Raw genomic sequence first — 14,194 nt, 5'->3', positions numbered from 1 at the left:
CTCTGCGTTGATCTCTGGCTCACGGGACCTGAGCGTTTCTAGTCTACTCCCGAACCACTGAGTGTTCCCTGTGGCTGAGTTCTCTTTAACCCAGCGCCAGCGCTGTCTGGGCTGCGTGACGAATAGATTCGACCAAAGACGCCGGAGAGACCACTCGTGCTTGACCACCTAACCGCCAGATCAATCGGGTCAGCCATTGTGGGTCAGCCACTCTGATCCCTACCTCGAGATAGCCATCAGCCAACTCGACGACACTCTCCACCGGGAATTGCTCCACCACCCACGCAGCACTTGGCTCCAAGACCAGCAAAACAAGCTCGTCTTGCTCACTGGGCCGGAAGACGCCCGGGCCAATCGGGCGGGATGTTGCATGCTCTGGCGGAGTGCCGTCTTGGTCGAGCACCGTGAGTGCTTCAATTCGATCGAGGCGGAAGAGCCGCACGTCGTCTGCTCGGTGGCACCAACCCTCGAGATACCAGTAGCCCCCAACCTGGACGACACGCATCGGGTCGACGTCGCGCTCGGTGGACTCATCGCGTGAGGCTGCCAGGTAGGTGATGCTGACGCGTCGATGATCACTTAGCGCCGAGCGCAGACGCTCTAGGTGATTTGCTGCGTCTTGATCATCTTCGACGGCAAAACTGACCCGGTTGGCCACGTTGCCGGACTCCCCGATGCCTGCTCAAGTTTCATCAGCGCGCGGTCGATAGCGTCACGATTGGCCGGGTCTGTGCTGGCTGCGAGGGCACGAAGCGCCACGATCAAGGCCAAGGCCTCATCGCGACCTAGCCGCAATGGGGTCGCGATGGTGTCGGCATTGCCGACATAGAGCTTTCCGCCTTCCCACGATGCCTCAATCAAGTCATCTGGCATGTGGCCGGGGTGCCGCAGACAAAGAGCAGTTGTAGATCATCAACAATCTGCTCTTGGCTGACGTCAAAACTCGCAGCGACCTCCGCCAAGTCGATCCCTTGGTTGGTCATCAACCACGGGACCAGGGTGAGGAGGCGATCAAGGCGCGCGGTGGCCGATTCGAACGTTGTCATGCTTCACCCCCTGGTGTGTGTTCAGGATCCGCTGGATGGCTGCTCGAACGGCAACTCGGGCTTCCTGCGGCGCGGTGACGACTGCGTCTGGCCCCAGGCTCAAGATGTCGGGCACGATGCGGTCGAGCCGCGCGCCTTCAATGGTGACCTCGTCCCAGACTTCGCCGGTGGCGATCCGGGCAGCTTGTTTGCGCAGACTCGCGCCCTTGCCGCTTCTCAGTTGCAGCTGGACTGCCGAGGTGGACGAGCCATTTTGGCTGGCGGTGATCATCGCCCGCGGATCGTGGTCGGTCGGCACTTGGTATGTCCGTTGTTTGCGCAGCTTGCTGGCCTTGCCGGAGAACCGGTCCAGCCGGAAAACTCGGGCTGCTTGGCGGTCTTGGTCAAAACCAGTCAGATACCACCGGCCGTGCCAGTTGGTCAGCGCCCACGGCTCAACCTTGCGTTCGCTGAGGGCGCGGTCTCGCCCAGACCGATACGAAAAACTGATGGCGTATTGCTGAACGACCGCTTTGCGGACGGCTTCAAACTGCGGCTCCGCGGTGTGCAGTAACGGCTCGAGCCCGAGGACACTGGCGTCGTCGCGCTCCAGCCCCGAAGCTTGCAACTTGCGCAACGCTTGAGCCGCTGGGCCGGCCAATGAAGCCTGCGACCACGCTCGGCTGGCTAACCCAATGACCGCCAGTTCATCGGCGGAGAACTCGACATCGGGTAGTCGGTATTCGCGCTCATCGATGCGGTATCCCAGGTCGTCTTCGAACGATTCAACGATCGCCTCGGTGCGCAGCGGGATGCCCAGCTCCCTGAGCTCGTCCTTGTCGCGCTCAAACATCCGGTCGAAGGCATCAGGGCTGCTGTCCTGATATTGCGGGACAAGTTTGCGAATCCGGGCCTTGCTCAGCGGCCGACGGGTGTAGAGCAGACAGATCACCAAATTCAACAGACGCTCTGTCTTCACTGCTGCTGGACTAGGTCGAACCATAGAGCGCACGCTACCTGAGCCGTAGGGTAATCCCTGTGATCGATTGGGCCTTGGGAGTAGTCAGCGGCAAACACGACGGTTGGAATGGTGCAGCGGTCTTCACCGTCGAGGTGGAGCAGCACGGTCAGATGCGCGCTCTGGCCTACCTCGCTGAGGTCGGCCAGCCGGAGGTGGGTGACAAAGTGCTGCTCAACATCACCACCGTCGTCAAAGGCCTCGGCACAGGAGGCCTGGCCATGGTGGTCGCTAACCTTGATCGGCTGCCTGAGCCGCACCGCGGTCCTGGCCACCTGGTCAAGCGCGCTACACCCCGACGCAGACCATGGTGCTCGGCGTCGATGACCAGGAGAGTCCGCATCACGAGGTGCTTGAAGACGCAGACTCGATTGGCGGTATGCCGGTGGTCGTCGCCGACCTGCACTCCAGTGTGCCGGCCATCATTGCCGGCATCAGGCTCACTAACCCTGCCCTCACAGTCGCCTACGTGATGGCTGATGGCGGAGCCTTGCCAGCGGCCTTCTCACGGTCGGCAGCAACGCTTCGCGAGCACGGCTGGTTAGCGAGTGTGATCACCACCGGCCAGAGCTATGGCGGCGATCTTGAGGCGGTCACGATTCACACTGGCCTGCTGGCCGCCCGGCACATAGTGCAGGCCGATATCGCGATCATCGCTCAAGGGCCAGGCAATTTAGGGACGGGCACTCGCTGGGGGTTCTCCGGGGTCGCTGCCGGTGAGGCACTGAACGCGGCGGCCGTTTTGAACGGCCGGCCAATCGGTTGCTTGCGGCTGTCTGGCGCTGACCCACGTCCACGTCACCGGGGCCTCTCGCATCACTCGATCACCGCATACGGGCGAGTCCTGAATCGTCCGGCGACCTTGGCCCTGCCCGACCTTTCCGGCGTGGGCATTGACGAGGATTTGCGTATCCAAGTGGAGCGGCAAGTGGCTGATCTCGTGGGCGCAGCGCCACATCTTGGGGTGGCTACGGTTTCCTGCGCTGATGGGCTAGCGGCACTGGACCAGACGCCAGTGCGACTCTCGACCATGGGCCGAGGACTGAGCGATGACCCGATTGCCTTCTTAGCAGCAATGGCAGCGGGGCGCCTCGCAGCCGACCAGCTGCAAGACGCCCCGCGCGATGAGTCCTCTAGGAAACGTCCTCAAGGTCAACCACGAAGATCAGGGTTTCGCCACCCTTGATCACGTTGCCAGCGCCGCGGTCACCGTAGCCGAGGTGCGGCGGGATGGTGATCCGACGGCGTCCGCCGACCTTCATGCCCAACAGGCCGGTGTCCCAGCCCTGGATGACCTGGCCGACGCCAACGGTGAAGGACAGCGGCTGACCGCGGTTCCACGATGCGTCGAACTCTTCACCGGTGGACCAGGAGACACCGACATAGTGCGCAGCAATGGTGGAGCCGGGGTGGCCTCGGCACCATCGCCAACGATGATGTCCTCTAGCTCCAACTCGCTCGGCGGGTTCTCCCCGGGGAACTCAATTTCGGGCTTGGTCTTCTCGCTCATGAAAGCAACCTTTCTCTGGTGGGATTGGGCCGGGATAAAGACGGACGAGGCCACACCAATCCGGTGCGACCTCGTCCTTCAGTGCATTGAGTCAGCTGGCCGACAGGATGTCGACGACAAAGACCAATGTCTCTTCTTGCAGTTCGTTGCCATCCGCTGCGCCATAAGCCAGCTCCGGCGGGATGATCATCAGCACACGGGATCCGACGGGCTGTCCAACCAGGCCTTCATCCCAGCCTTCAATGACCTGGCCTGCGCCAATGACCGTTGAGAAGGGGTGCCAGAAGTGAGCGAGGAGTCAAATAGCTCACCGTCGCTGAACTTCACACCGGTGTAGTGGACCGAGACAGTTTGTCCGGCCTCAACCTCAGCGCGCTCACCCTTGATGAGCTGCTCGACAACTAGCTCATCTGGTGCATCCAGGTCATCCGGGATGGTGATGGTGGCGGGCGACGTGCCGTCTGCTTCGACCGTGGGCAAGCCATCTTTCGGCTCAACTTCTTCGCCCTCGGCCTGGCTCAGCGGGGTAGCCGAGCTGATGACCTCGACGTAGAAGAGGACGGTGTCACCTGGGTTAATGCCCAAGTTCGCGTTGCCAGCCTCACCGAAACCGTCGGCGGGCGGCATGCCCAAAATGTAGGAAGAGCCAGCCTTCTGGCCGACCAGCGTCTCAGCAAATGCGGGAAGCAGCAGCTCCGAGGAGGTGTCCATCACGACGCTTTCCTCAGTCGGGAAGGTGCTCAGCAGCTCTTCGCCGGTGGTGCCGTTGACGGCGAGGTACTTGACCGTGACCTCTTCGCCTGCTTCGACAGTGTTGCCGTCGCCCTCGTCGACCTCTTTGGTCTCGGTGGCTTCCAGGCTGAACGGCACGGCGCCGTCGGCGAAGGTGTCGCCACCCAAGGTCAGGCTCGGGACTGACACGCCATCCTCGTCGGCGACATCGACGTCAACATCTGCGATGTCAGTGCTGGCTGCGGCAGTGCTCGAAGCACTATCTGGGCCAGCCGAGGTAGCGGCAGCGTTGTCGGGCGCTGACGTTGCAGCTGCGTCATCGCCACCGTCGCTCGAGCACGCGGACAACAAAATAATGGGAGCGGCTGCAAGAGCAAGCAGCTTGAGCGGGAGAGCGCACGCGCATTCCTTCTCTTAGCGAATGGATTCGCCCCAACCCTACAACGCTGCGACTGAATCTTGGCTGGGAGTGCCAGCGCGAATGCCTGCTAGCAGCCGGTCTACCCGTTCATCGCGGGCAACTAGTGGGTCACGACACATCACTGTGGTGGCTGGGACGTCGTTGAGTTTGAGGTGGACCCAGTCCACGCTGTAGTCGCGGCCATATTGATGCGCTGCCTGGATGAACTCGCCACGCATTTTGGCGCGAGTGGTCTGCGGCGGGGTCACCATGGCCTTCTTGGCATCCGCGTCGGTAACGATGCGAGCCACATTCCCTCGCTTGGCCAGTAGGTTGTACAGCCCACGGTCGGGGTGAATGTCATGCCAGGCCATGTCGATTTGCTGCATCCGTGGATCTGCCATCCCCAGACTGAACTTGGCGGCATAGCGCTCCATCATCCGCCACTTCATCGCCCATTCGATCTCGGTGTCGATGAGGCCCCACTGCTCGCTTTCCACTGCATGCAGCCCGCGCTCCCACAACTCCAGCGCCCACGAATAGGTTTCATGCTCAATCAGGCCAGACGATTCGGCAAAGCTCCTGGCCTTGGCGAGGAACGCGTACTGCATTTCGAGTGCGCTCATCGTGCGACCTGTTGCCAGTTTGATCGGCTTAGTCCCGGTTTTGTCGCGGCTAACGGCCCGGATAGCGCGCACCGGGTCAGCGATGCTCAGATCGCCCATGGGCGTGCCCGCTTCGATGGCGGCGAGCAACAGCCCGGTGGTGAGCACGCGCAATCTCGTGGTCGTTTCGCTCATCGTGGAGTCCCCCACGATGACGTGCAAGCGGCGGAACTGCTCAGCGTCCGCGTGCGGCTCATCCCGTGTGTTGATGATTGGTCGCGACCGGGTCGTTGAAGAGCTAAGACCCTCCCACATGTGGTCGGCGCGCTGGCTGAGTTGGTATGTCGCGCGCTCACCCGTGACTTGCAGGTGACCTGCCCCCGTGAGCAACTGGCGGGTGATCAAGAACGGGATCAAACTGTCGGTGATTCGGCTGAGCGGAGCAGCACGTCGCACTAAGTAATTCTCGTGCGACCCATAGGAGTTGCCCCGAGAGTCAACATTGTTTTTGAGCACGTAGACGCGGGCTTCAATGCCCTCGTTGGCCATCCGACGCTCAGCGTCGAGGGCCAGGTCGTGAACGATCAACTCCCCCGCCTTTTCCTGCGCGATCAAGTCGTCGACTGAGTCGCACTCTGCGGTGGCGTACTCCGGGTGGGAGCCGACGTCCAAGTAGAGCCGGGCGCCGTTACCTAAGAACACATTGCTCGAACGCCCCCAGGTCACAACCTTGCGAAACAGGTAACGAGCCACTTCGTCTGAGGAAAGCCGCTTGTCCCCGGTGAAGGCGCAGGTGACCCCAAACTCAGTCTCAATGCCATACACACGTCGATCCATGTCACCACCCTAGGCGGCGCCGGTTGGCTTGAGGTTATTGGCCGCCTTTTGCACAAATCCGTGCACAAACTCTTGGGCGTTCGTCTCGAGGACACCATCGATCTCGTCCAAGAATGAGTCGAGTTCAGCGTCCTTCTTGGCCTCCGATGCCACCGGTGCGGGGGCCGGGGTGTGGGCTCCTCAGGCTCGGGAGTGTTGCGTCGCTGCTGCTCTTGTCCAGACATACCTTTAGTCTGACAGATGCTCTAGCAGGTCACCGGACGTGGTGCTGGTGGTGACACGGGCGGCCCAGATGCTCTCGGTGCCACCCTCCGGCTCGGGCATCCCTACCCGTTGCGGGCGCGAATGACGGTCCAGCAGCACTACGGAATCCCACGATGCAGCCTTCACATCAGACCCATAGCGGGCTACGCACGCGCCTCGAAACCACGCCCGGGTATCTGATGGCGGGGTCACCATGGCAGCTCTGACGGCCTCGTCGCTCACCAACGATTCAAGTCTGCCGGCAGCACGCAGCTTGGCCGCCAGGCCACGAGATAGGTCGACATCGGAGTATTGAATGTCGATGAGTTGCAAACGTGGGTCATCCCAACTCAGGCCATCACGCTCTTTAAAACCGCGCAGCAGGTTCCATTTGGCAACCCAATCCAACTGAGCACCCAGTTGGGAGGGGTCAACCCGCAAGCGATCGAGCACCGACTGCCAGCGATCCAGCACCAGCTGAGTGTCGCCGTCAGCAATCCACCCAGGCGCCTCATCGGCAACGGCTTCCCGGCAGGCCACGAGGTAAGCCTCCAAGATGTCGAGGGCACTCCAGCGCCTACCGTCGGTTGAGAGCACGGTCGCAGTGAACGACGGATCTCGTGACAACGTCCGTGCCCCAGCGACAGGATCGATGAGTTCGATCCGAGGATGGCGACCAGACTCAATCAACCGCAACACCGCGCTCGTGCTGCCCACCTTCAGCAACGTGCCAACATCTGCACAGGTCGCGTCCCCGGTGATCAGGTGCAGGCGGCGATGCACCGATGGGCTGGCGTGTGGCTCGTCGCGGGTGTTGACGATCGGGCGCTTGAGGGTTGTCTCAAGCCCGACTTCGGCTTCGATGTAGTCGGCTCGAGCACTGATTTGGAAACCCGCGCCTTGCGAGGCCACGCCCAGCCCCACCCGGCCGGCACCGCAGATCGCTGGGCGCGCAATCAAAAGGGTAAAAGCCCACTGATCAGATCAGCGAACGGCACCGACCGCGGGACGAGGTAATTGTCGTGCGTGCCATAGGAGGCGCCTTTGCCATCCACGTTGTTCTTGTACAAGCGCACTGGCTCACCCGACTGTGCCCAATGATCGGCGGCTTGGCGCATCACCAATTCACCGGCTCGATCCCACCGCACCGCGTCCAGCGGGGACATCACTTCTGGCGAGGAGTACTCGGGGTGGGCGTGGTCGACATACAGCCTTGCGCCGTTCGACAGCACGCTGTTGGCGATCATCGGGTCATCAACATCAGTGAGTTGGCTGACGTCCGCCAAGGCCCTGGCCATCGAGAATCCGCGGGCATCGCGCAAAGGTGTTTCGTCGGCGTAGTCCCAGCCAGAGGGAGTGGCAAGGCTGCATTGGTGGCTGCGGAGCGCACATAGCCTTGGACGACCCGTCCGGACCACATGATGGGGTCGGCGGCGGGCTGACCAGGCAGCGCGACGCCATACTCGGTTTCGATCCCCATCACTCTGCGCACTGTCATGGGGCAACCCTAGGCGCTATGAACGCGCCATTTTGCGCAGTTGCGCTGGCACCCCAGTCGTGAGGTCGATGTCTACCGTGGCCGACATCGAGCCAACATGCACCGCTCGGGACTTAGTGCGACCACTGGCGGCGTGCACCACGGTCAGCACGTAGCGGCCAGGCGGCGGAAGGCCAATGTCGTAGTAGCCATCGGTGTCTGCGGTGGTGGTCGCCGCGTAGTCGCCCGAGTGCTGGATGAGCGACACCAATACGTCACCGAACGGTGCGCCATCATCGGTCACCCAACCCATCAGCCGCAGGCGTCGGTTCATTTTAATCACGTCAAAGTCGCCGTCGCCCAACTCCACCAGCCCAGACATTGGCCCCCAGCCGTCGGCCGAGGCAATCATCAGGTAGGTGCCCGCCTGAGGGAGCGCCACGGCGTAACGGCCACTGGCATCGGTGCGGCTCCAGTCCAGGTGGCGACCGTCGGGGTGCAGAACGGTCACGACCGCCTGCTTCATCGGCTGCTCGTTGTCATCAACGATGCGCCCGGTGATAATCCACTCGCTATGGGTGCCCTCCGCCTTCATTTGATGGCGGTCCCCCGGCTTGTCGCTGACCTGGCCAGCGGCCGCCGCGACTGGGCGCCGGATGAAGGCGGCGATGCCAGCTCCACCAATAGCGGCCGCGGCACCGGCATAGAACACCACCTGGTATGCGGTGAAGGACGGCACGACGGCCTGACCAACGGTGACGGTCAGGCTCGAGAAGACGGCAGCGACGACGGCGCTAGCCGTGGCGGTGCCTAGGGCCCGCAGCAGAGTGTTGAGGCCGTTGGCAGACGCAGTTTCAGTGATCGGCACCGAGCGAATAATCAGCGCTGGCATCGCGGCGAACGACATCGCCGTGCCGATCGACGTGATGCCAGCGGCGATCATCACTTCGGCGACCGAGCCGGTGAGGAACGTGCGCAGGATGAAACCAACGGCCATGATCAGCGGTCCGGCCATCAAGACGCTGCGCGCGCCGAAGCGGGAGATGAGGCCGGCAGCCACCGGCGACATGGCCACCATGGCCAGTCCTGCGGGCAGCATCACCAGGCCTGTTTCAATGACACTGAGGTTGAAGCCGTAGCCGGTGGCGATCGGCATTTGCACCTGTTGCGCGCTGGTTAAGAAGTTGCTGAACATCGCGAACCCGATGAGCACGGACGCAGAGTTTGTCAGCAACACGGTGCGTCGTGTTGCGGTGCGAATATCGACCAGTGGCTGTCCCGAGTGAAGCTCCCAGGGCACCCAGGCCGCCAAGATCGCGCCGGCGACCAGGATGAGGGTGATCGTGCGGGCGTCGTCCCAGCCCCAGGCGCCAGCCTTGGAGATAGCCAGCAAAAAACTCGTCAAGACTGCCGACAGGAGGACGGCGCCGATGTAGTCGAATCGTCCCTTGGTCCGCACCTGCGATTCCGGCACGATCATCACGACGAGGATCAGCATGACGACGGCAAAGGCTCCGCTGACCAAAAATAACGCGTGCCAGTCCCATTGCTCGGAGATGACGCCAGCCAAGGGAATCCCGATAGCTCCCCCGATACCCAGTGTGGCGCTCATCAAGGCAACGCCTTGACCGACCTTCTCGGCAGGCAACTGGTCACGCATGATGGAAATACCGACTGGCACCAGGCAAGTCCCGATACCTGCGAGTCCGCGACCGGCAATCACCCAGGGCAGGGTGCTTGAGACCAAAGCCATCAGCGCGCCGAGGATCACGCAGACAAGGCAAAAAATCATCATCAGCTTTTTGCCGTACATGTCGGCTAGCCGGGAAACGATGGGCGTCCCGACCGCGGATGTCAGCAACGTGACGGTGACCAACCACGAAGCGTTCTCGGTCGTGGTGTTGAGAATCCGCGGAAACTCCGGAAGCAGTGGCAGCACTAATGTCTGCTGCAATGAAACGAGCGTGCCGCATAGCGCCAGCACGGTGATGATGAGTCGCACCGAGGTCATGGACATCTCGTGTGATGCTGGCTCGCTTAAGACGTCGGTCTGCGGCGGGTTAGCGCTCACGAATGCTCCTATAACTCAAAAGTGGGGACTCACCTCAGCACTGTAGTGAACCGATCGGGCTCAGCCTCGCGGCATGCATGAGAATACGTCCATGCTTACAACACCCTCCCTCGCGCGCTCCGTGCTCACCGGCCTCGGGGTCGATGCCGTGGTGGTGATCGCCTTCGCGGCGGCTGGTCGGAGCAATCACGCCGAAGGTCTGAGCATTCTGGGGATCGCCGACACTGCTTGGCCATTCCTGATCGGACTAGCGCTGGCGGGATGGCTAGGCGTCGTTCGCGGAAGTCTCTCGGTCCGAACGTGGTGGCAGCAGGCTATTGGCTTGGCGCTGCCAACCGTTGCAGTGGGCATGATTCTGCGGTTGCTGACTGGCGATGGAGCGGCGCTAGCCTTCGTTGCGGTCGCAACTCTGACCTTGACCGCGGGCTTCGCCCTCTCGCACCTCGCTGCTAGTTACCTTCGTCCGACAGCGTGAGGGTCTGTGCATGCGCACCCGAGAGCGGTCGCAGATAAGCAATCCGCTCCTGGCGGCGCCCGGACACGCGCGCCCAATCGTCCGGGTTAGCCGTGTTGGGCAGATCTTCGTTTTCCCTGAACTCAGCTTCACACGCACTGATGAGGTGTTGAACCCGCAGGCCGCGTTTTTCGCCATCTAGATACGCTTTGATCGCGATCTTTTGGCACGGTCGACGATGTTGCGGATCATCGCGCCTGAGGCGAAGTCGGCGAAATAGAGCACTTCACTGCGCCCACTCGCATACGTGACCTCAAGAAAACGATTCTGCTCCAACGGCGCATACATCCGCTCCACGACAGCGGCGATCATCCCGGACAACGTGCTGGCCAAATCGCCGTCGTGCTCCGCCAAGTCGTCATCGTGAACCGGGACTTCATCGGTCAGATATTTACTAAAGATCTCTCGGGCACCACTGGCATCCGGTCGCTCGATCTTGATTTTGAGGTCCAATCGACCGGGTCGCAGGATGGCGGGGTCGATCATGTCTTCGCGGTTAGAGGCACCAATGATGATCACATTGTCGAGTTGCTCAACGCCATCGATTTCGGCGAGCAACTGCGGCACGATCGTGGTCTCGACGTCCGAGGAGACGCCTGATCCCCTGGTGCGAAATAGCGATTCCATCTCGTCAAAGAAGACAATCACCGGGTAACCGGCGGTGGCGGTGTCCCTGGCCCGTTGGAAGACCAGGCGGATGTGGCGCTCAGTCTCACCCACATACTTGTTCAGCAGTTCGGGTCCCTTAATGTTCAGAAAGAAACTCTGCGGTGTCTCCTGACCTGATCGCTGCGCAGCCTGGCGAGCGAGCGAAGCAGCAACAGCCTTGGCGATCAGCGTCTTGCCGCATCCAGGGGGGCCATACAGCAGGACGCCCTGGGGTGGTGTGAGTTGATGCTCCGCAAACAACTTGCGGTGCAAAAGGGCAACTCAATCGCATCGTGGATTTGGGCGATTTGCGGGCCTAATCCGCCAATGTCGGAGTAGTCGATGTCAGGCACAGTCTCAAGGACCAGATCGGAGACCTCGGGGGCGGCGATGCGTTCAGTGGCGAATCCACTCTTGCTATCGAGCAACAGCATGTCGCCAGGGCGAATAGTCAGATCGAGAAGCGGACCGGCCGTGCGGACGACGCGCTCCTCCTCGCCGCGCACCATGACGAGGAGGCGCCCGACGTCGAGGGCTTCCTTGACAACCACAATGTCGCCGACCGTCTCAAAGTTGCCAATGGCAACGATGGCTTGGGCTTCGTTAAGCAAGACCTCGCGGCCCGGCGACAAGTCGGTGCGATCAATCTCTGAGCTGCACTGCACCCGGACCTTGCGTCCTGCGAACAAAACATCGACAAGTTTTGCGTCGCTCGACTCAAGGACGACACCGAAGCTGAGCGGTGGGGTGCCCAGAGCCTCCAAGTCCTCGCGCAATGAGACGATTTTCGACCTCGCTTGCTGCAGCGTGTCGGTCAGCTTTTGATTGCTCGCGCTGGCCTCATGTAGGCGGGTATTTAGCGCCTTCACTTGTTGCTCTAGGTGACGCTCTCGAGCCTCACTCATCCCCGGCCTCCGCAGGTGATTCGTCCTCCGTCGGGTCTTGCGGAACGGAAAGCTCGGCATTAGCCACCGCGTCCCTGCGGACCCTTCGCAAGCGCTTGTCAGACTTCACCCGCTCCCCCACGTCTTCGGGGGTCCACTCCTCATCCACCGGCGTGTAGTCCTCGCCGTAGGCACCCTTGGCGGGTCGCTTTGAGACGTGGGGGCGCTTGAGCCCGGCGCTAGCCGACGCACGGTGATCAAGAAGCCGGTATGTCCGTGCATCCGGTGCTCTGGCCGCACTGACAACCCCTCAAGGTGCCAGCCTCGGACCATCGACTCCCAGGCCTGCGGCTCGGTGAACGATCCGTGCAGGCGAGCAGCTTCGGCGACACGCGACAACTGGGTGGCCGTGGCGACGTAGCAAATCAGCACGCCACCGGGCGCAAGGGCATCGGCGACAACGTCAAGGCACTCCCACGGGGCCAACATGTCGAGAACAATGCGGTCAATGCTGTGACTTTCAACCGTGCTCGGCAGCGTTTCGACGAGGTCGCCAACGGTGACCTGCCAGGCCGGTGGTCCTCACCAAAAATACCCGGCCATTGGCCTTGGCAATCTCGGCAAAGTCTTCGCGACGTTCGAAGGAAAAGAGTTGGCCTTGATCCCCCACAGCTCGGAGCAAGGAAAGACTGAGAGCCCCGGAGCCGACACCAGCCTCGACCACCCGTGCCCCGGGAAAAATATCGGCCATCGTGACGATCTGTCCAGCATCTTTGGGATAGACCACCTGGGCGCCACGGGGCATGGAGAGCACATAGTCAGACAGCAGGGGCCGCAGAGCGAGGTATTCGGTCCCAACGGTGTGCTTCACCACGGTGCCGTCTGGATTGCCGATCAAGTCATCGTGCTTAATGTGGCCACGATGGGTGTGAAACTCTTTGCCCTCCTCCAAGGTGATGGTGTGCATCCGACCCTTGGGGTCGGTGAGCTGCACGCGATCGCCGACGCGGAAGGGTCCACGTCGCACATTTGCTCCTGTTGCCGGGTTCGTCACTTGCGCGAGTCTAGGTGAGACTCTCTGCGGACTCCGCATCAGTCGAGGTCGGTGGCCAGAATGATGCGGAAGGTCGGCGGCTCCGAAACCTCGAGGGCGATGAACGGCTGCTGCAGTTTTTGCATCTGCACGACGACAGCAGTCACGTCATCAGCAGGGTCGGCACTCATGGCCCAGCCCTCCGGCTGCTGACGAGTCACTGAGCGCACTGTTGCTAGTTGTGCCTGCGCCGTGGGGATCGCACGCCGCGCGGTCTCGTCCACGATGCCGACCAGTGCGCCCGCGTCGTTGCGCACCAGCCAGACTCCGGCGCTCGACCAGGGAATGTCCCCGATCAGGTCAGCAACAGAAACAACACTGGCGGGACGGGCAACCCGGTCGATCGTGGTGGCCTCAAAATGACGTCGCGCCGCGCCGGAAGCAATAGCCACAGAAGCCCCTTGCCAGAGGAAGAAGCTGATGAGCCCGACCCAAATGACCCGAGTGAGGTCAAAGCCATTCTGCTCGATGAGGGGAAAGACGAGAGCCCAGAAAGCAAGCAGGATAACGAGCGCTCGCCCACACCAACCCGCCACAAGAGTGCCCATGCCGCGACTGCCGGATACCTTCCAGACCAGGGAGTCAACGAGGAACCCGCCATCTAAGGGAAGGCCCGGCAACAGATTGAAGGCAGCGACAAAGGCGTTGGCCGTAGTAAAGGTGGTGAGCAATAGCCAAGGAACTTGGCCTGCCGGGACGGCCTGGGCCAGACCGAAACCCACCACAGCCAAGCCCGCGTTGGCTAACGGCCCAGACACTGCGACGAGCGCAGCGCGGCCGGGCGTGCTGCCCGTGCCGTCATAAGCGGTGTGCCCGCCCCAAAAGTCAGCCACGATGCGATTGACCCGATACCCCAAGGACCTTGCCGTCAGGGCGTGGGCTGCTTCGTGAGCCAACACCGACAACAGCAGCAGAACCGCGAAAAAGAACGCGACGAGGTATCCGTTGAGGCGTGCTTCGGGCACCAGCGACTCGACTAGCGGGCCAAAGAACACCGTGATCAAGGCGGCGATCAAGACCCACGAACGCCCCAGAAATATCGGGATGCCAGCCAAACTTCCTAGTTGCCAGGACCGGCTCCGCTGCACCATGCCATCACCATACGTGGCCGGTCTGTCAGTCCTCATGCCTACAGTG

General features: G+C 61.8%; 9 protein-coding genes and 6 pseudogenes. 2 read left to right on the top strand and 13 right to left on the bottom strand.

Annotated elements, in window-relative coordinates; all coding sequences use genetic code 11:
• Positions 1–85: 85 nt before the first annotated feature.
• From L0A91_RS04115 to L0A91_RS04105, 3 genes and pseudogenes are all read right to left on the bottom strand, one after another.
• Positions 86–658: a YafY family protein gene (locus L0A91_RS04115; protein ID WP_235245964.1), complete on the bottom strand. Its 573-nt coding sequence runs from the start codon at positions 656–658 to the stop codon at positions 86–88.
• Positions 601–983 (bottom strand): annotated as a pseudogene (locus tag L0A91_RS04110) (hypothetical protein). Before L0A91_RS04110 ends, L0A91_RS04115 begins: the two are co-directional and overlap by 58 nt.
• A 28-nt stretch (positions 984–1,011) precedes the next feature.
• Positions 1,012–2,004 carry a YafY family protein gene (locus L0A91_RS04105; protein ID WP_235245963.1) on the bottom strand — a complete coding sequence of 331 codons (993 nt, stop codon included), beginning with the start codon at positions 2,002–2,004 and terminating at the stop codon, positions 1,012–1,014.
• A gap of 152 nt (positions 2,005–2,156) precedes the next feature.
• On the opposite strand from L0A91_RS04105, the pseudogene L0A91_RS04100 reads away from it, so the two are divergent.
• Positions 2,157–3,229, top strand: a pseudogene (locus L0A91_RS04100) (DUF3866 family protein).
• On the opposite strand, the pseudogene L0A91_RS04095 reads toward L0A91_RS04100, so the two are convergent.
• From L0A91_RS04095 to L0A91_RS04065, 7 genes and pseudogenes are all read right to left on the bottom strand, one after another.
• Positions 3,177–3,553: pseudogene (locus tag L0A91_RS04095) on the bottom strand (FKBP-type peptidyl-prolyl cis-trans isomerase). The pseudogenes L0A91_RS04100 and L0A91_RS04095 sit on opposite strands and share 53 nt — an antisense overlap.
• A 91-nt stretch (positions 3,554–3,644) precedes the next feature.
• Positions 3,645–3,776: an FKBP-type peptidyl-prolyl cis-trans isomerase gene (locus L0A91_RS04090; RefSeq protein ID WP_235246522.1), complete on the bottom strand. Its 132-nt coding sequence runs from the start codon at positions 3,774–3,776 to the stop codon at positions 3,645–3,647.
• The gene (locus L0A91_RS04085; RefSeq protein ID WP_235245962.1) at positions 3,743–4,633 is read right to left on the bottom strand and encodes an FKBP-type peptidyl-prolyl cis-trans isomerase; all 891 of its coding nucleotides are present in this window, start codon (positions 4,631–4,633) and stop codon (positions 3,743–3,745) included. The genes L0A91_RS04090 and L0A91_RS04085 overlap by 34 nt, the downstream gene beginning before the upstream one ends.
• A 90-nt stretch (positions 4,634–4,723) precedes the next feature.
• Positions 4,724–6,127, bottom strand: coding sequence for a Pup--protein ligase (gene pafA, locus L0A91_RS04080; RefSeq protein WP_235245961.1), 1,404 nt, complete (start codon positions 6,125–6,127; stop codon positions 4,724–4,726).
• Positions 6,128–6,136: 9 nt separating this feature from the next.
• Complete coding sequence (locus L0A91_RS04075; RefSeq protein WP_397333789.1) at positions 6,137–6,280, bottom strand: ubiquitin-like protein Pup; 144 nt, start codon at positions 6,278–6,280, stop codon at positions 6,137–6,139.
• Between the two features lie 75 nt (positions 6,281–6,355).
• Positions 6,356–7,788, bottom strand: a pseudogene (gene dop, locus L0A91_RS04070) (depupylase/deamidase Dop).
• 96 nt (positions 7,789–7,884) lie between these two features.
• Positions 7,885–9,918: an MFS transporter gene (locus L0A91_RS04065; protein ID WP_235245960.1), complete on the bottom strand. Its 2,034-nt coding sequence runs from the start codon at positions 9,916–9,918 to the stop codon at positions 7,885–7,887.
• A 91-nt stretch (positions 9,919–10,009) separates the two neighbouring features.
• Between L0A91_RS04065 and L0A91_RS04060 the strand changes: the two genes are divergently transcribed.
• Positions 10,010–10,393 (top strand): DUF3054 domain-containing protein, encoded by a 384-nt coding sequence (locus tag L0A91_RS04060; protein ID WP_235245959.1) that lies wholly within the window; start codon positions 10,010–10,012, stop codon positions 10,391–10,393.
• On the opposite strand, the pseudogene arc reads toward L0A91_RS04060, so the two are convergent.
• The 3 genes and pseudogenes from arc to L0A91_RS04045 form a co-directional block, all read right to left on the bottom strand.
• A pseudogene (gene arc / locus L0A91_RS04055) lies at positions 10,368–11,985 on the bottom strand (proteasome ATPase). The gene L0A91_RS04060 and the pseudogene arc sit on opposite strands and share 26 nt — an antisense overlap.
• Positions 11,978–13,057: pseudogene (locus L0A91_RS04050) on the bottom strand (tRNA (adenine-N1)-methyltransferase). Before L0A91_RS04050 ends, arc begins: the two co-directional pseudogenes overlap by 8 nt.
• Complete coding sequence (locus L0A91_RS04045; RefSeq protein ID WP_235245957.1) at positions 13,057–14,148, bottom strand: site-2 protease family protein; 1,092 nt, start codon at positions 14,146–14,148, stop codon at positions 13,057–13,059. Before L0A91_RS04045 ends, L0A91_RS04050 begins: the two are co-directional and overlap by 1 nt.
• Positions 14,149–14,194: the final 46 nt, after the last annotated feature.

Origin of the sequence: Ornithinimicrobium sp. INDO-MA30-4 (assembly GCF_021535045.1) — a bacterium.
Taxonomy (GTDB): Bacteria; Actinomycetota; Actinomycetes; order Actinomycetales; family Dermatophilaceae; genus Ornithinicoccus.
This window is presented reverse-complemented; position numbering and strand designations above follow the sequence as displayed.